This is a genomic window from Mesorhizobium sp. M2E.F.Ca.ET.209.01.1.1, from assembly GCF_004010375.2.
In the GTDB taxonomy this organism is placed as follows: domain Bacteria; phylum Pseudomonadota; class Alphaproteobacteria; order Rhizobiales; family Rhizobiaceae; genus Mesorhizobium.
Genome location: NZ_SADP02000002.1, coordinates 191751 through 208017, shown reverse-complemented (window position 1 = coordinate 208017; position 16267 = coordinate 191751). Strand labels below are relative to the sequence as shown.

The 16267-nt window shown below is 63.0% G+C and carries 17 protein-coding genes; 6 read left to right on the top strand and 11 right to left on the bottom strand.

From position 1 onward, the window contains the following. Positions 1 to 14: 14 nt before the first annotated feature. The 5 genes from EN852_RS04450 to EN852_RS04430 form a co-directional block, all read right to left on the bottom strand. Positions 15 to 1214 (bottom strand): mandelate racemase/muconate lactonizing enzyme family protein, encoded by a 1200-nt coding sequence (locus tag EN852_RS04450; protein ID WP_127875611.1) that lies wholly within the window; start codon positions 1212 to 1214, stop codon positions 15 to 17. Positions 1215 to 1223: 9 nt separating this feature from the next. Further along, positions 1224 to 1550 (bottom strand): NIPSNAP family protein, encoded by a 327-nt coding sequence (locus EN852_RS04445; RefSeq protein WP_127875612.1) that lies wholly within the window; start codon positions 1548 to 1550, stop codon positions 1224 to 1226. Between the two features lie 99 nt (positions 1551 to 1649). Further along, positions 1650 to 3008, bottom strand: a complete 1359-nt coding sequence (locus EN852_RS04440; RefSeq protein ID WP_127875613.1) for a mandelate racemase/muconate lactonizing enzyme family protein — start codon at positions 3006 to 3008, stop codon at positions 1650 to 1652. A 57-nt stretch (positions 3009 to 3065) separates the two neighbouring features. Further along, entirely contained in the window at positions 3066 to 4232 is a 1167-nt protein-coding gene (locus EN852_RS04435; protein WP_127875614.1) for a mandelate racemase/muconate lactonizing enzyme family protein, read from the bottom strand. A gap of 48 nt (positions 4233 to 4280) precedes the next feature. Continuing rightward, positions 4281 to 4991 (bottom strand): GntR family transcriptional regulator, encoded by a 711-nt coding sequence (locus EN852_RS04430; RefSeq protein ID WP_127875615.1) that lies wholly within the window; start codon positions 4989 to 4991, stop codon positions 4281 to 4283. A gap of 217 nt (positions 4992 to 5208) precedes the next feature. Here EN852_RS04430 and EN852_RS04425 point away from each other — a divergent pair, with 217 nt between their 5' ends. The 6 genes from EN852_RS04425 (at position 5209) to EN852_RS04400 (ending at position 11677) form a co-directional block, all read left to right on the top strand. Next, on the top strand, positions 5209 to 6690 hold the full coding sequence (locus EN852_RS04425; RefSeq protein WP_127875616.1) for a sugar ABC transporter substrate-binding protein: 1482 nt from the start codon (positions 5209 to 5211) through the stop codon (positions 6688 to 6690). 77 nt (positions 6691 to 6767) lie between these two features. After that, positions 6768 to 7727: a sugar ABC transporter permease gene (locus EN852_RS04420; RefSeq protein ID WP_127875617.1), complete on the top strand. Its 960-nt coding sequence runs from the start codon at positions 6768 to 6770 to the stop codon at positions 7725 to 7727. Then, complete coding sequence (locus EN852_RS04415) at positions 7724 to 8614, top strand: carbohydrate ABC transporter permease (RefSeq protein ID WP_095818911.1); 891 nt, start codon at positions 7724 to 7726, stop codon at positions 8612 to 8614. Before EN852_RS04420 ends, EN852_RS04415 begins: the two co-directional genes overlap by 4 nt. 12 nt (positions 8615 to 8626) lie before the next feature. Next, on the top strand, positions 8627 to 9724 hold the full coding sequence (locus EN852_RS04410; protein WP_127866882.1) for an ABC transporter ATP-binding protein: 1098 nt from the start codon (positions 8627 to 8629) through the stop codon (positions 9722 to 9724). Between the two features lie 30 nt (positions 9725 to 9754). After that, on the top strand, positions 9755 to 10918 hold the full coding sequence (locus tag EN852_RS04405) for a mandelate racemase/muconate lactonizing enzyme family protein (RefSeq protein ID WP_127875618.1): 1164 nt from the start codon (positions 9755 to 9757) through the stop codon (positions 10916 to 10918). 24 nt (positions 10919 to 10942) lie between these two features. After that, positions 10943 to 11677: a ribonuclease activity regulator RraA gene (locus EN852_RS04400; protein WP_127875619.1), complete on the top strand. Its 735-nt coding sequence runs from the start codon at positions 10943 to 10945 to the stop codon at positions 11675 to 11677. Between the two features lie 156 nt (positions 11678 to 11833). On the opposite strand, the gene EN852_RS04395 is transcribed toward EN852_RS04400, so the two are convergent. From EN852_RS04395 to EN852_RS04370, 6 genes are read right to left on the bottom strand one after another with little or no spacing between them, the layout of a single operon-like run. Then, complete coding sequence (locus EN852_RS04395) at positions 11834 to 13093, bottom strand: ABC transporter substrate-binding protein (RefSeq protein WP_127875620.1); 1260 nt, start codon at positions 13091 to 13093, stop codon at positions 11834 to 11836. A gap of 50 nt (positions 13094 to 13143) precedes the next feature. Continuing rightward, positions 13144 to 13572 (bottom strand): DUF4440 domain-containing protein, encoded by a 429-nt coding sequence (locus EN852_RS04390; RefSeq protein WP_127875621.1) that lies wholly within the window; start codon positions 13570 to 13572, stop codon positions 13144 to 13146. Positions 13573 to 13577: 5 nt separating this feature from the next. Continuing rightward, positions 13578 to 14633, bottom strand: a complete 1056-nt coding sequence (locus tag EN852_RS04385; protein WP_127875622.1) for an aldo/keto reductase — start codon at positions 14631 to 14633, stop codon at positions 13578 to 13580. Next, positions 14630 to 14989, bottom strand: a complete 360-nt coding sequence (locus tag EN852_RS04380; RefSeq protein WP_127875623.1) for a TIGR04076 family protein — start codon at positions 14987 to 14989, stop codon at positions 14630 to 14632. The genes EN852_RS04385 and EN852_RS04380 overlap by 4 nt, the downstream gene beginning before the upstream one ends. Positions 14990 to 14991: 2 nt before the next feature. Then, positions 14992 to 15480: a DUF3830 family protein gene (locus EN852_RS04375; RefSeq protein WP_127875624.1), complete on the bottom strand. Its 489-nt coding sequence runs from the start codon at positions 15478 to 15480 to the stop codon at positions 14992 to 14994. Between the two features lies 1 nt (position 15481). Continuing rightward, on the bottom strand, positions 15482 to 16210 hold the full coding sequence (locus tag EN852_RS04370) for a GntR family transcriptional regulator (RefSeq protein ID WP_127875625.1): 729 nt from the start codon (positions 16208 to 16210) through the stop codon (positions 15482 to 15484). Positions 16211 to 16267 lie beyond the last annotated feature (57 nt).

Below are 16267 nucleotides of genomic sequence, written 5' to 3'. Positions count from 1 at the left end.
GGCAGCTGGGAAGCTCAGTCGAAGAAGCCAGCATCCTCTTCCTTGAGATATTTTCTCGCCGCCTCGGCGTCGATATCGAGGCCGAGCCCCGGCGCCTCGAGCAGATCCACCATGCTGTCGTTCACGATCTGTTTCGGCAGGCCGATCACGAGGTCCTCCCACCACGGATCGGAGGCGCTCGGATATTCGAAGGCGATGTAATTCGCGGGCAAGGTGGCGCAGACATTGATCAGCGCGCCGAGACCGAGCAGGCCGTTGGCGGTACCGTGCGGCGCCATCAGGATCGAATGCATATAGGCGTGCTCGGCGACCCACTTCAGTTCGGCGATGCCACCTATATCAGCCGGATCGGGACCGATGACCCGTACCGCCTGCGTCTCGATCAGCTCCTTGAAATTGTGCCGCAGGTAAATCTGCTCGCCGGTATGGATCGGCGTCGAGGTTGAGGTCGTCAGTTCGCGATAGGCCTGCGGATTGACCCAGGGCACATAGTCGCCGGTGAGCATGTCCTCCAGCCACATCAGATTGTACGTCTCGACGGCGCGGGCGAACTTGATCGCATCGGGCAGCATCCAGCCCGGGCCGCAGTCGAGCGCCAGGCTCACCTTGTCGCCCAGCACTTCCTTCATCGCGATCACGCAGTCGAGCATGTGATTGAAACCGCGCTCGCTGATCACGCCCTGATCCATGGCGCCGTGATAGCCGGCCTTCTTCTGCGTCACGCCGTAGTGAAACCCCTCGACGCTGTCCTTCATGTTGGAGTGGAACGAGATGCCCTGCTTCAGCATGAAGAAGTTCTGCGGCTGCTCCATCATCCATTTGACGTCGGCGGCATAATCTTCCGGCCTGTCGCCCGTGCGCTTGCGGCGGATCGAACCGTTATAGACGCGCACCTTGTCGCGCACCTTGCCGCCGAGCAGCTTGTAGACCGGCACGCCCGCGGCCTTGCCGGCAATGTCCCACAGCGCGTGCTCGATGGCGCTCACCGCCGCGCCATAGGGCTTGAACGAGCCGCGCTGGCGGATCTTCAGCATCACCCGCTCGACCTCTGTCGGATCCTCGCCGATCAGCGCCTCGCGGAAATGCAGCACGAAGGGTTTCAGGTAGGTCTTTGTGTATTCGACCTCGCCCAGGCCATGGAGGCCCTCGTCGGTAACGATGCGGACGATCGGGTGCTTGCCGATGACGGCGCAGCGCAGGTCGGTGATCTTCATGGCCCGGTCCTATTTCACAGACGAAAAAGCTGTCGGCGTGAGCATCTGGCTGCTGATATTGGCAACGATCTGCCCGTCGCGCTCAGACTCGTCCCGGGCCTTGTGCCATACTGGATCGGTGGCGAAAGCCGTCCATTTCGCCTCACGCTCGGCCAGCGATTCCCAGGCGAGGAAATAGGTGAGGCGATTGTTGTTTTCGCCGATCACCGTGGTAAAAAACCCGGCTTGGCGGATGCCGTGCCTCTCCCAGATGGCCAGCGTCTGGTCGGAAAAGCGCTTGAGCAAAGCCGGCAGCCTGCCCGGCAGGCAGTCATAGATGCGCAGTTCGTAGATCATGGTTTCCGTTTCTCTCTTCGCCTCTCCCTTGGGAGAGGTCGACACGAATGGTCGGTCGGTGGCTCTGTGACCTTAGGGATGAGGGCAAGGGCGTCCGGGCTAACTCCAGGTCCGGTCCCAGCTATATTCATTGTCCCAATGCTCGGTGGATTGCCATATCCCTGTGACACCGGGCTGCAAGTGCTGCGAGATCACCTCGTCAACCACATCGTCTATGCCCAGCCCCGGCTTGTCGGGCACGGTGATGAAGCCGTCCTTGACGAGCGGCTTAGGCAGGCCCGTGACGATATCATCCCACCAGTCGACATCGGCGGAATGGTATTCGAGCGCCATGAAGTTTTCGGTTGCGGTCGCGACATGCGCCGCAGCCATCGCCGCGATCGGGCTTTCGGCCATGTGGATCGCCATGGCAACGCCGTGGTCCTGCGCCATGTCGCCGATCTTCTTGGTCTCGAGGATGCCGCCGCTGGTGAGAAGGTCCGGGTGGATGATGGAGAGGCCGCCGCTCCTCAGCAGCGGCTCAAAGCCCTCCTTGAGATAGATGTCCTCGCCGGTGCAGATCGGCACCGAGGTCGCCTGCTGTAATTGCCTGTACTGCTCGGTGTACTGCCAGGGGATCACGTCCTCGAGCCAGGCAGGGACATACTTCTCGATACGGCGCGACAGGCGGATGCCGTCCTGCAGCGAGATGTGGCCGACATGGTCGATGGCCAACGGGATCTCGTAGCCGATGACCTCGCGGACCTCGTGGATATATTGCTCCAGCAGGTCGATGCCCTTTTCCGTGAAATGCAGGCCCGTGAATGGGTGCTGCACATTCTGCGCATCGTAGGCAAGATTGCGGGCCTTGCGCTCCTCCAACGTCCCGGCGCGGCCGCGCGGATTGGCGTGAAAACCTTCGAGCGCGCCGGCGGGCGCCGTGACAGCGCCCGGAATGTGGGCGATCTGCATCAGGCCCAGATCCATCTTGAGGAAGGTGAAGCCGCGCTCCATGCGCGCCTTGAGGCGCTTGCCGGTCTCGGTGCCGCTCGGCTTCTCGGCGTCCGTGTCGCAATAGACGCGCACCTGGTCGCGAAACCTGCCGCCGAGCATCTGGTAGATCGGCACGCCATAGGCCTTGCCGGCGAGATCCCAGAGCGCGATCTCGACCGCCGACACGCCGCCGCCCTGCCGGCCATGGCCGCCGAACTGCTTGATGCGGCGGAACAGCCGGTCGATATCGCAGGGGTTCTCGCCAAGCAGCCGGCTTTTCAGCATCAGCGCAAAGGTGGCGCTGGCGCCATCGCGCACCTCGCCAAGCCCAACGATGCCCTGGTTGGTGTAGATCTTGAGCAGCGCCGAGGTGAAGGGCGCGCCGACAATCTCGGCCACACGCATGTCGGTGATGCGCAGGTCGGATGGCTTGGAATTGGTGTTGATGCGATTGAGAGCCTCGTCGGCTCCATCCGTCTTTGGCATGATTTGTCCTCGTTCCGCTGGGAGTGGCCCCGCCCGCCGGGCCTGCTTTAAGCAGCGCTAGCCCAGTTCGATCTCGTGGGCCTGCAGGTAGTCGCGGTTCATCTCGACACCGAGGCCGGGCTTCGACGTTAGCTTGAGGCTGCCGTTCGAAACATCGAGCGGTCTGTCGATGAGGTGATCGTATTTGGAGAGGTCCCACTCCGATGTTTCGAGCTTGTAGAAGTTGGGAACGGTCATCATCACCTGCGCTCCCGCGACCACATTGATCGGTCCGGCGGCGTCATGCGGCGAGACCGGGACGTAATAGGCTTCGCACAAGGCAGAGATTTTCTTGAGCTCGGTGATGCCGCCGGTCCAGGTGACGTCGGGCATGATGTAGTCGGCGAGCTTGTTTTCGAGCACCGGCACGAAATCCCATTTCGTGTGGCCGCGCTCGCCCCATGAGATGGGAGCGCTGACCTTGTCGCGCACCTGCTTGAGGGCGTTGAGGCTCTCGGGCGGACAGGGCTCCTCGAACCAGTCGATCTGGCCTGCTTCCTCGAGGCTGCGGCAGAGGCGGATGGCGGTCGGCACGTCGAAGCGGCCATGCGCGTCGATGAGGATGTCGACATCGGGCCCCGCCGTCTCGCGGATCAGCGCCGTCAGTTCGGCGGCCTCACGCTCGTCCTTGCGGGTCATGCCGCCGTCGAGATAGCCGTCCCGCCTTTCGCGGGCCACGCCATCGACGCTCGGACCCTGGTGCGGGAACGGATCGAATTTGAGCCCGGTGTGGCCGGACTCCACGATGTCGCGAATTTCGCGGACTACCGCCTCCTTGCTGGTGAATTTGGCCTGGTTGGGGTGGGTGTAAAGCGCGATTTCATCGCGCACCGGCCCGCCCAGCAGCTCGTAGATCGGCTTGCCCAGCACTTTGCCGCGGATGTCCCAAAGCGCAATGTCGATCGCGCTCACGCATTCGACGGCGGCGCCGCGGCTGCCCATATAGGTGAAGCTGCGGAAGATCTTGTGCCACAGATGTTCGATGCGCGCCGGATCCTCCCCTGTCACGGCGGAGCCGATCTGCCGCAGGATCGTGCACAAAGCGCGGTTGGCGAGCTTCGTCGTGGTGGTGATCTCGCCCCAGCCGCTGACCCCTTCGTCGGTCGTCACTTCGACGAATAGATACTCTCCCCAGTAGGAAGCGTCGGACTTGATCAGCCATGGCCGAATGCTCGTGATTTTCATCTGGACTATCCTCCCTGATATGGCCAGGCTGACGATGTTGCGGGTCCGCTACCCTGCCCGGGCGGCGCTGCGTGCGCGCATGTGTTCGAGGACGTGCCGGCCGGAGCCCTCGACATGGCGAGCAATGAGTTCGGCCGCCTTGTCGGCCTCTCCCGATTTCACGAGCGCGATGAGCTCGCGATGCTCGCGGATGATCGCGGCGCGCCGGGCAAGCGTGAAATTGAAACGGCGGCTGACCGCGCGCAGCACCTCGCGGTGCTTCCACCAGAGCTCGGCGGCATGGCGATTATAGTGCCGCTGGTACATCACGGTGTGGAAGGCGGTATCCAGCTCGCTGTGCCTGAACGTGTCGGTGAAGTTGTTCTCTTCGATCAGGCCCTGGAGACGTTCGAGCTCGGCAATGTCCTCCTCGGTCGCCATTCCCACAAACCAGCGCGTCAGGGCGGGCTCGATGAGAACGCCGATCTCGTAGATATCGCGCACGAAATCCTGATCTATGGGCCGGACGCGCGCGCCCCGGTTGGGAACGAAGGTGACGAAGCCCTCGCCGCGCAACAATTGCAGCGCCTCGCGCACGGGATTGGTCGAGGTGCCGTGACGGCGGGCGAGATCGGTGACCACGAGCCGCTCGTTTGCGGCCAGCCGTCCCTCGATGATGTCTTCCCTTATCTGTTCGTAAAGCGAGGCGCCCTCGCTCGATGCCCCGAGGGCGTCAATCCCCTCGGGTGGCTCTGCTTTGAAATCGCTCGTTTCCGCCAAGGCCGTCCCCCTTCGTCCAATACACGATCCGACCGATATCATGCACATCTTCGACAAACAATGTACGATTTGTTGCGTTGACAGCTATTCTGCGATCTGAAAACGTATAAAGTGATCGAAGGGATACATTAGGGCGGAGACATATCCCGGCGATCGAAACGACCAAGGACCGCTTGCCTAGGCGCAGAGCGGCATAGGACAACCTGGGAGGAGACCTATGAGGAGGATTACAGTCGGCGGTGCCGCCCTGCGCGGCGCTGTTTCCACTGCATTGACGATATCGCTGATGTCGGGCTCGGCGCTTGCCGCGCCCCCGGTCGACCTGAGCAAGTGGTCGCCGGAATATGTGCGCTCCATTGCCGGCACGCAGGATTTCGACACCGCCGGCGATTGCGCCAAGGTCACCCCGCTCGACTACAAGGGGCGACTGACATTCTGGTACCAGGGTGTCTTCGAGGGCGACCCCGACCTCCTGCGCCAATACTACAAGGATTTCTTCGCAACCTTCCGCAAGACCTACCCGAACATCCAGCTCGAGGAACAGGCCCTCACCTACAACGACCTGCTCGACAAGTTCCGCACCGCGCTCCTTGGCAATGCGGCGCCGATGGCGGTCCGCCTGCAAATCCTGGGTGGAACCGAGTTCGCCTCGAAGGGCTATCTGCAGCCGCTCAAGCCCGAGGATGTCGGCTATTCGACCGAGGATTTCTGGCCCGGCGCCATGAAGGCGGTGACCTGGGACGGCGTGACCTACGGCATTCCGACCAACAATGAGACGATGGCCTTCATCTGGAACGCCGACATCTTCAAGCGCGCGGGCCTCGATCCGAACAAGCCTCCGGCGACCTGGGACGACGTCGTCAAATATTCCAAGCAGATCCACGACAAGCTCGGCATTGCCGGCTACGGCCTGGTGGCGCGCAAGAATGCCGGCAACACGCCCTACCGCTTCATGCCGCAGCTATGGGCCTATGGCGGCGGCGTCTTCGACGAAGCAAAGGCGAACCCGACCTATAAGGAGATCGAGCTCAACAGCCCGCAGAGCAAGGCAGCGCTGCAGGCTTCCTATGACATGTATGTCCGCGACAAATCGGTTCCGGTTTCTGCGCTCACCAACCAGCAGGCCGACAACCAGCCGCTGTTCCTGGCCGGCCAGCTCGGCATGATGATCTCGCATCCATCCGACTACAACGTCATGCTCGACCTGCAGAAGAAGGCGACGGGCGCCGACAAGGACAAGGCGCAGACCGTCATCGACAACATGCGCTACGGTCTCATTCCGACCGGTCCCGACGGCAAGCGCGCCGTCGTCTTCGGCGGCTCGAACATTCACATCCTGAAGCCCGAATATGTCGAGGGCGGCAAGGTGGACGAGCCGGCGGCAAAGGCCATCATCTGCATGTGGACGAGCCCCGAATGGTCGCTGAAGATGGCCTATGCCGGCTCGAACCCCGGCAACCTCAACGGCTTCAAGACCAAATGGATGAAGGAGCGTCTGGACAGCATCAAGTTCCTCGATGTCACGACGTCGATGCTGCCATACGGCATTCCCTTCCCGGCGCTGCCGCAGTCGCCCGAGATCATGAACATCATCGTCCCGGACATGCTGCAGAATGCCCTGACCGGAGCGATGACCGTCGACCAGGCGGCGGATGACGCGGCCAAGAAGGTCAAGGACCTGATGGGCGGCGGTCTTTAAGCAAAGCCCGACCTGCGATCTCACCGGCTGCGCCGACAACGCAGCCGGTTCGTTCCGATGAACAAGGGCACGCCAAAGTGACGATCGTGAGCGGCAAGGCCGAGGCTCGCCGAACATTGCAATCCGCCAGGTCCGATGTGCTTCGCAAGATGTGGGAGCATCGCGCCGACTATGCCTATGTGCTTCCGGCGATCGCCGTGATGCTCATCGTCATCGCCTATCCGATCTACTACACAATCGAATTGTCGTTCTTCAACACGCCGCCCGGCCTGCAGCTCCGCGACAAGATCTTCGTCGGTTTCAACAACTACACAGCCATCCTGACCAGCGGGGTGTTCTGGCAGGTCACCTTCAACACCCTGATCTGGACAATCGCATCCACTTTCTTTTCCTTCGTCCTGGGGTTTGCCGCGGCGCTGGCGCTGCATCGCGATTTCATCGGCCGCGGCGTCCTGCGCGCCATCCTGATCATTCCCTGGGTCATCAGCGCCGTCGCCGCCTCCTATATCTGGAAGTGGATCTACCATTCGGATTTCGGCATCATCGGCGCGGTGCTGGTCGAGCTCGGATGGGCCGAGCGACCGCCGAACTTCATCGACAGCGTCTCAACGGTGCTGCCCTCGCTGATCGTCGTCAACATCTGGCGCGAGTTCCCTTTCGCCATGATCATGATGACGGCCGGCCTGCAGACCGTTCCCGAGCAGTTGCTGCGCGCCGCCAAAGTCGATGGCGCCAACGCGTGGCAACGCTTCTGGCACGTCACCTTCCCGCATTTGCGCAATGTGTCGACGGTGACGATCCTGCTGCTCGCGGTCGCGAACTTCAACTCCTTCATCATCCCCTGGATCATGACTGGCGGCGGCCCGTCCAACGCTTCGCACATCTGGATCACCCACATCTATGAGCTCGCCTTCGGCCGTCAGCGCTGGGGCGTGGCATCGGCCTATTCGGTGCTTCTGTTCATCATCCTGATGACGCTTGGCTACTTCTATGTCCGCGCGCTGAGCGGCAACGAGCGGAAGGACGGCAGCGCATGAGCACGGTTTCCGAGACGATCTCACGGGGCCGTTCGGCCCGCCGCGTGCGCATCGATGGATGGCGCTGGGGCGGACGCGCCTTCCTGGTGTTCATGCTGCTCTATACAGCGCTGCCGATGATCTGGATGCTGCTCACCTCGATCAAGTCCGGCTTCGCGGCGATGCAGTTTCCGCCGCAATGGTGGCCCGACCAGCCTACCCTTGACAGCTACCAGAAGCTGCTCGATCCGCAAAACAGCGTCGGCCAGGATTTCCTCCGCTTCTTCTGGAACAGTCTCATCGTCTCGACCGCCACGACCATCCTTTCGGTGATCGTGGCTGTGCCTGCAGCCTACGCGTTCTCGCGCTTCACCTTCCCGGGCCGCAACTTCCTGTTCTTCGCCGTCCTGCTGCGCAACATGTTCCCGGCGGTGATCTTCCTCGTGCCGCTCTTCATCCTGATGCGTGCGATCGGGCTGGTGAACACGCACGGGTCGCTTGTGCTGACCTACCTAACCTTTGGCCTGCCGCTGGCGATCTGGCTGCTCAAGGGCTTCTACGACAACATCCCGGTGCAGCTCGAGCAGGCGGCGCGCATCGACGGGGCAACACGGTTCCAGGCCTTCGTCCTGATCGTGATGCCGCTCTCGGCGCCGGGCATCATCGCCACCGCTATCTATTCCTTCATCGGCGCCTGGAACGAGTACATCTATGCCTACACCTTCCTCTCCAAGAACGAACAGCTGACGCTGCCGGTCGGCATCCAGCGCTTCTTCTCGGAGAACACGACGGACTTTCCTGGCCTCATGGCGGCCAGCTTCATGATGAGCGTGCCCGTCGTGGTGCTGTTCCTCCTCCTGCAACGATACTTCGTGCGCGCCCTGACGGAAGGCGCGGTCAAGCACTAGGGAGCTGCCTGCATGGCCCATGTGGTCCTCAAAGATCTCGTCAAGACCTATGGCAGCTTCAAAGCCGTCAACGACGTTTCGCTGACGGTCAATGACGGCGAGTTCGTTGCGCTGGTCGGGCCCTCAGGCTGCGGCAAGACGACCACGCTCAATCTCGTCGCGGGCCTGATCTCGGTCACATCGGGCGACATCGTCATCGGCGACCGGGTGGTCAACGACCTCGACCCCAAGGACCGGGACATCGCCATGGTGTTCCAGAACTACGCGCTCTATCCGCAGAAGTCGGTCTACATGAACCTCGCCTTCCCGCTGCAGATGCGTAAGCTGCCCAAGGACGAGATCGACAGGAAGGTCAGGGAAGCAGCGCGCGTGTTGGACATGACGCAGTTGCTCGAACGCAAGCCGCGCGAGCTTTCCGGCGGGCAACAGCAACGCGTGGCGCTCGGCCGCGCCCTCGTTCGCGATCCAGCAGTTTTCCTGATGGACGAGCCGCTCTCCAATCTCGACGCCAAGCTGCGCGTGCAGATGCGATCCGAGATCAAGCGGTTCCACCAGGACCTCAAGGCGACCATCATCTATGTGACGCACGACCAGCTCGAGGCCGTCACCATGGCGGACAGGATGGCGGTGATGAATGGCGGCTACCTGCAGCAGTATGATTCACCCGCGCAGGTTTTCGCCCACCCCGCCAACATGTTCGTCGCAAGCTTCGTCGGCAGTCCGGCGATGAGCCTCATTCCGCTGGAGGCATCGACGGCAAACGGCGGCGCCGTTCTGACGAGCGCGGAAGGCTGGAGTCTCGCGCTGTCGCCGCGCAACGCACAGAAGGTCGCGCGAGCAACGACCAGGAAGGTCGTGCTCGGCGCCAGGCATTCGACGATCAAGCTGCACAAGAGTGCCATTGCCGGCGCCATTCCGGCCAAGGCCTATACGGTGGAGCCGACCGGAGACGTCACCTTCGTGCAGGCGTTCCTCTCCGGCGCCATCGTCAACATCAGCGTCTCCCCCAATGTCGCCGTCGCACCCGACGAGCAGATCTGGCTCGAGTTCGACCAGGAGCGCATGCACCTGTTCGACAGCGAAACGCAAATGGCGCTCGAAGCCAACTGAGACACCAAGCGCATGGAACATGAGGGGGGAATGACTACGAAAATGACGATCAGCGCGATCAAGCCCTATCCGGTATGGGTCGGGACCCGTAACCAGATGCTCGTCAAGGTCGAGACCGACCAGGGCATCTTCGGCTGGGGCGAGAGCGGCCTGAGCGGTCGCGAGAAGGCGGTGGCCGGCGCGGTCGAACACTATCGCGAATTTCTCATCGGCCGCGACGCCATGCAGATCGGCCGCATCTGGCAGGAACTCTATCGCAGCCAGTATTTCGAAGGCGGGCGGGTTCTGCAGGCGGCGATCTCCGCCATCGACATCGCCCTTCACGACATCAAGGGCAAGGCGCTGGGGGTACCGGTCTACGAGCTGCTCGGCGGCAAGCAGCGCGACCGAATTCCGACCTTCGCCTCGACCGGAGACGAGGCCGAGGGCGACGCCGCCATCGAACGGGCGCGCGAGTTGCGCGCTGAAGGATGGCAGGCGATCCGCTTCTTCCCAGCCGGGCAAAGCAGCAAGGACATTTTCGAGCCGCGCGAGTCGATCGGTCCTACCGCCACCATGCTGAACAAGGCGCGCGAGGCGCTGGGCGACGAGGTCGTGCTCGGCATCGACTATCACCACCGGCTGTCGGTCGCCGAGGCGGCGAGCTTCTGCAACAAGCTCGGTCGCGGCGTGCTCGATTTCCTCGAGGAGCCGATCCGCGACGAGACGCCGGAGGCTTATGAGAGCCTGCGCAGGATGACCGACATCCCGTTCGCCATTGGCGAGGAGTTTGCCAGCAAGTGGCAGTTCCTGCCTTACATCGAGCGCGGCATCCAGCAGTTCAACCGGCTCGATGTCTGCAATGTCGGCGGACTCACCGAGGCGATGAAGGTCGCGGGCTGGAGCGAGGCGCATTATGTCGACCTGATGCCGCACAATCCGCTTGGCCCGGTCTGTACGGCCGCGACCGTCCATTTCGGAGCGGCGGTGCCCAACTTCGCCTGGCTCGAAACCAGGGCGCCCGAAAGGAAGCTGGGCTTCGACAATTCAGACTTCTTCCCCGTGCAGCCTCGCCTGGACGGCACCCATTACCCGGTCGGCGATCTGCCGGGACTGGGCGTCGAGGTCAACGAGGCGGCGATCCAGGCACAGAGCTTTCGCTTCTGGGAAGCGCCGCATCTCAAGCGCCGCGACGGTTCCGTCACCAACTGGTAATTCCATCTCATCCGGAGTCCGACAATGACGCATACAACCGACATCACCCGGCCGCCCAAGGATCTGATCGAAGCGCTGAAGGAGATCGGCGCCGCGACGGTTGCCGGCACGCTTGGCCATATGGGCTTCCGCAGCCCTCATATGGTCGGCCCGGTCGCGCAGAACCACGGCAAGTCGATCGTCGGACCGGCGCTGACGCTGCAGTTCCTGCCGCAGCGGCCGGACCTCTTCAACGAAGGCGAATATGCCGATCCGGAAACGCAGTTGCACCGGCATGTGCTCTACCACGCGCAGGAGGGCGACGTGGTGGTGGTGGACGCGCGCGGCGACATGAGGTCGGGCGTCTTCGGCGATATGATGTCGACCTATTTCAAGGGCCGGGGCGGCGCGGGCATCGTCATCGACGGATGCATGCGCGATCGGCCCAATGTCGAGAAGCTCGATCTGCCGCTATGGCTGCGCGGCTGGACGCCCAACTATCATGTGCAGACCAGCATCTATCCCAATGCCGTCAACGTGCCGATCGCCTGCGGCGGTGTCACGGTGATCCCCGGCGATATCATCGTCGCCGACGATGACGGGGCGGTGGTGGTCCCCGTCTCGATGGCGCCCATGGTCATCGAAGAGGCGCAGAAGCATCATGACTGGGAAGAGTTTTCCCGAGAGAAGCTCATGCAGGGCGCGCCCTTGCAGCGCTACTATCCGCTGCACGATGATGCCCGTGGAGAGTATGAGGCGTGGCGCAAAGCGAGGCGCTAGCGAAACGCAACCAGCGTGACTTGGAGCGGTGCAGCTTCAAGCCAGACTAGACGGAACGAGATAGCGCCGCTCGGCACAACGCGGCGCGCAGTCATTGCCTGTTGGGTCGGCGGCAATCCAAACCTCAAGGATCGCCGCCGGGCGAGTATTTCCGCGTTACTGCAGCTTCGCCTGCAGCGCGTTGACGTCATCCGTCGTCATCTCGCCGTCGGTCGTCACCTTGCCGTCGACGATTTTCCAGAGCCGGAACGGACCGGTGATATCGCCGAATTTGTCGAAAGAGACCGGGCCGATCACGCCTTCGTAGCGGATCGGCTTCCCGTCCTTGATCAGGCCGAGCGCCTTGGCGAATTCCTCCTTGCCGGCATAGATCGGTGTGCCTGCCGGATCGACCGCCTTGTACATGGCGTCCTTGATCTTGGCCGGGTCGTCGGAACCGGCGATGGCGATAGCAAGCCCGACGATGGCCCCGGCGTCATAGGAACGGTCGGCGGCCGGGTTCGATGGTTCGATGCCCGAGAATTCCTTGTAGTTCTTGTTGAAATAGTCGGTCGACGCGGTCGGGCTGGTGCCGGAGGACGTGCCATAGGCATCCTTGAGATAATCGGCTCCGACGGACTCAATGAAGTCGGGACTGTTCATGCCGTCATTGAGCAGGAACTTCTGCACGCCGCCTTGCGAGATCCAGGTGCGGGCGACGGTGGCGCCGTCGACCGGCGTGCTGACGAGATAGAGTCCATCCGGTTCGCCGGCCATCGCCGCCGTCACTTCCGAGGCATAACTGGACTGCTTCTCATTGTAGGGCGTGTCGGAGACGATGGTGCCGCCGAGCGCTTTGTAGGCGCGCGAGAACTCGGCCACCATGTTGACGCCGAAGTCGTTGTTGACGTGGATGATCGACAGCTTCTTGAAGCCCTTGTCGATGGCGTATTTGGCGGCGGCCACGCCCTGCAGCGCATCCGAGGTGATGGTGCGGAAGAAGATGCCGTTGGTCTTGCCGTCGCGGCCGAGCGCGGTCAGCGTCGGCGAAGAGGACGCCGGCGACACCTGGACGATCTTGGCCGGCGCGGTGACCGAGGTGAGGATCGGGATCGACACCGAAGAGATGATGCCGCCGATGATCACCGGCACTTTCTTGACCTGGACGAGCTGGGTTGCGGCGTCGACCGCGACATTGCCCTGGCTCTGGCTGTCGCGCGTGTCGGTCGCAAGATCGCAGCCGCGCACGCCGCCCGCGGCATTGATGTCGCGGAAAGCCATCTCGACCGACTTGGCACCCGCCTGGCCGTATTCGCCGGCCGGGCCGGTCAACTCCATGACGAGGCCGACGGTGATCTTGCAATCGGCGGCATGCGCTGCGCCGGCCAGCGTTACGAGAGCGAGCGCGGTGGTGAATTTCAGGATCGTGTTTCTCATTGTTGTTCCCCTTGAGTTACTCGGCTTTGCTTTGATCTCTTGAGCCTGTTTCAGCGTTCCGGCACCTGCAGCCAGGTCTCATGCAGATGCCGCCATTCGACGCCGTTGGGCGCCGATGAACTGGTGGTGAAGACGGCGCTCGACTGGCGGCGGCTGAGCTTGCCACCGCGCAGCTGCGCCTCGACATAGAGGACGACGATCGCGTCGTCGGTTTGCCAGCCGGGCCTGATGTCCTCGATCGCGATGGCAAAGCCGTCATCGCAGGTGGCGCGGCTTTGCCTGACATGGTCGACGACCGCATCGCGACCGAGGACCGCGCCGCTCGGCGCGATCATGGTCAGGCCTTCACCCATCACGGCTTCGAAGCGACCGAAGTCGACCGCATCGGCGCGCGCGGCGACGAACCAGTCGACGAAGAAGCGGTGCAGATCGACGATCTCGGTGCTGGCGCGGGAAAACAGCGAGGCCTCCTGGTTCATGGCGCTCACACCCGGCCCGCATTCAGATTGTAGTGCATGATTGAGCCGTGGCGGCCATGGCGGTCACGCTCGAGCGTGTAGACGTCGCCTTCGAGACCGGGGCTTTGCGCGATCACCGCGCCGATCGCCGCCTTGTCGTCAGGACTCAGTTGGACGTCCATGATTGCCGCATTGGCAAGCGCGTGCGCCTGGTTGCGGGCGCCGACGATGACGGCCGCGACCTGCGGCTGTTCCAGCACCCAGGCGCTGGCGACGGTGGCTATGTCGACGCCGTGGCGATCGCCGACCGTCTTCAATGCCTGCAGCAATTGCTGGAACAGGTCCCAGCCGCCGAAATCGTCGATGATCAGCTTGTATTTGACCAGCGAGCGGTTTTCGAGCGGCGTCGCCGGTTCGGCAGCGCCAAGCCATCGATCGCTGAGGAACCCGCCGGCAACCGAACCGTAGCATAGGAAATGCATGCCATGTTGCTTCGCCAGCGAGGCAAGGCCTTGGGCGGGACGCTGGTCGAGCACGGAATATTGCAGCTGCTGACTGACCAGTGGAATGCCCGCCGCCAGGATTTCGGCGAGCCGCTGCGTGTCGAAATTGGTGGTGCCGAGATTGCGAACCTTACCCTCGCGGCGGAGCTCGTCGAGCCAGCCCATCGCCTCGACATAACGAGGCTGCGCATAGTCCCACCAGTGGAACTGCACGAGGTCGATTCGCTCGGTCTTCAGCCTGCGCAGCGACTGGTCGATGATGCCCCTGATATAGTCGCGGCTGATGCCGGCCAGCCGCTCAAGATCGGGCACCAGCTTGGTGTGCACCTTCATCCTGGCGGCGGCATCGAGGCCGCGTTCGTTGCCAAGCCGTAGGCGCGCGGCGCCGATTAGTTCCTCGACGCCGGTGTAGATGTCGGCGCAGTCATAGGTGAAGATGCCGGCGTCGAAGGTTGCGACAAGATCGGCCACTGCCTGTTCGCGGTCTATCGCGCCGTGGCCGCCGGCCAGTTGCCAGCCGCCGCGAATGACGCGCGAAATGGCGTAGCCTTGGGCAAGTTCGAAAGTCTTGGCGGTCATTTGTGCTCGGTCTCCCCCGGCAGCGGCACCGCCGTCGTTTCGGCATGGCTGAACCGCCGCTTCGCCACCCTGACGATCCTGAGCCGGCTGGCGCAGTTGGGATCTGGACAGGCGATTTCGGCGTCGGAGGTCATCCAGTCATTGGCGTGCGTCGGCCGCTGCTTGGCCGCCAGCAGCGGCAGCACGGCGGCAATGGAATAGATCGAAAAACCCTGCCCCGCCGGCAGCGACAGCATCTCGCCCTTCAGTTCGAAATAGTCGCCCGCCTTGGCGCCGCAATAGATCGGCTTGCCCTCGGGAATGACCGCCTCGACGCGAAGGTCGAAGAGCTCGAAACTGTCGTCGCGCTCGGCCATTTTCAGATCTCCGCTCGCGTGAAGGTGACGTCGCAGGCGCCATTGCGGCGAATGACGCCGCATGCGACAGCGAACCGTTCCCGCTGCTCCGGCAGCACCTGTGCGACGACGCTTCCAGCGAGCCAGCCGATCGGGAACAAGAGCCGCGCGCCCTGCCCGTAGAACAGGCCGATGTCGAAGATCGCGTTCGGATTGCCGCCCCACATGCGCGGCGGCACATAGGAGAGCACGATGTCACCGGGCTGGGGCGTCAGCGTCGCATTCTCGGCCGGCAAGGGCTGGGCGTAGGCCTGGCCCTCCAGATGCGGCTGCGGCACCGGACAGGAGATTTCAGGACCGGTCCACATCGCGTGGATGCCGGCAACCACGCGCGGCGCTTCCAGATAGCTCCAGAGAAAGGCAGCATTGTCCGGCGCCTTTTCCGGCAGCAGCAGCGCCGTCGCCGACAGGCCGGAACGCGGTTCGGTGATCTTTAGGGCGGCCTTTGTCATCTCACTCCGGTCGAGCCTTGGATTGTAGCTTGTCGCGAAGGAAGGCAAAGGGCCGGCTGATGTCGGCCACCAATGCCTCGCGTGCGGCTTGTGTGTCCTGCGCCGCAAGCGCGGCAACGATGCTGCGATGGTAATGCGCGGTGTCCACCTCGCCGGCTTCGGAAAAGGCGTAGATGGCGACGCGGATGCATGGGCCGGATTGCAGCCAGAGGCTCTCTATCATCGGTATCAGCACGGCTGACCCGCAGGCACGGTAGATCTCGAAGTGAAAGCTCTGGTTGAGCGTAACCTCGCGGTCGACATCCTTCTTTTGCTTCAGCGCCCGGACCTCGTCCCATTCGCGCAGCAGCGCCTCGACGGTCGCAATTCCGCGCGGCCCCATGCGCGTTGCGGCGAGCGAGATCGCCTCCCCCTCGATCAGGATGCGTGCACGCAGCAGGTCGTCGATCCGCTCCAGCGTGATCGGCGGCACGCGCACCGAACGGTTGGGCAGCGCCTCGAGCGCTTTTTCCGTGATCAGCCGTCCGAGCGCCTCACGCACCGGCATGGTCGAGGTGACCAGCGCGTCGGCAAGGCCGCGAATGGTCAGCACCTGGCTTGGCTCGAACAGGCCGCCGATCAGAGCGCGGCGCAGCTCCGAATAGACGCGGTCCTGCACGGTCTCGCGGCCGACCGGCGCAAGTTGCGCGGCGAAAACGTCATTGGTCCGCTCCACGGCTGCCTTGTGCATGCGCTCCCGACTTTTTTCTGGCGACCCTTTTTGGCCGACCTGCCCGTTTTCGGCTTG

Coding starts and splice junctions, on each gene's coding strand:
- EN852_RS04450 (WP_127875611.1), bottom strand. CDS start 1,214: ATGAAGATCACCGACCTGCGCTGCGCCGTCATCGGCAAGCACCCGATC.
- EN852_RS04445 (WP_127875612.1), bottom strand. CDS start 1,550: ATGATCTACGAACTGCGCATCTATGACTGCCTGCCGGGCAGGCTGCCG.
- EN852_RS04440 (WP_127875613.1), bottom strand. CDS start 3,008: ATGCCAAAGACGGATGGAGCCGACGAGGCTCTCAATCGCATCAACACC.
- EN852_RS04435 (WP_127875614.1), bottom strand. CDS start 4,232: ATGAAAATCACGAGCATTCGGCCATGGCTGATCAAGTCCGACGCTTCC.
- EN852_RS04425 (WP_127875616.1), top strand. CDS start 5,209: ATGAGGAGGATTACAGTCGGCGGTGCCGCCCTGCGCGGCGCTGTTTCC.
- EN852_RS04415 (WP_095818911.1), top strand. CDS start 7,724: ATGAGCACGGTTTCCGAGACGATCTCACGGGGCCGTTCGGCCCGCCGC.
- EN852_RS04410 (WP_127866882.1), top strand. CDS start 8,627: ATGGCCCATGTGGTCCTCAAAGATCTCGTCAAGACCTATGGCAGCTTC.
- EN852_RS04405 (WP_127875618.1), top strand. CDS start 9,755: ATGACTACGAAAATGACGATCAGCGCGATCAAGCCCTATCCGGTATGG.
- EN852_RS04400 (WP_127875619.1), top strand. CDS start 10,943: ATGACGCATACAACCGACATCACCCGGCCGCCCAAGGATCTGATCGAA.
- EN852_RS04395 (WP_127875620.1), bottom strand. CDS start 13,093: ATGAGAAACACGATCCTGAAATTCACCACCGCGCTCGCTCTCGTAACG.
- EN852_RS04390 (WP_127875621.1), bottom strand. CDS start 13,572: ATGAACCAGGAGGCCTCGCTGTTTTCCCGCGCCAGCACCGAGATCGTC.
- EN852_RS04385 (WP_127875622.1), bottom strand. CDS start 14,633: ATGACCGCCAAGACTTTCGAACTTGCCCAAGGCTACGCCATTTCGCGC.
- EN852_RS04380 (WP_127875623.1), bottom strand. CDS start 14,989: ATGGCCGAGCGCGACGACAGTTTCGAGCTCTTCGACCTTCGCGTCGAG.
- EN852_RS04375 (WP_127875624.1), bottom strand. CDS start 15,480: ATGACAAAGGCCGCCCTAAAGATCACCGAACCGCGTTCCGGCCTGTCG.
- EN852_RS04370 (WP_127875625.1), bottom strand. CDS start 16,210: ATGCACAAGGCAGCCGTGGAGCGGACCAATGACGTTTTCGCCGCGCAA.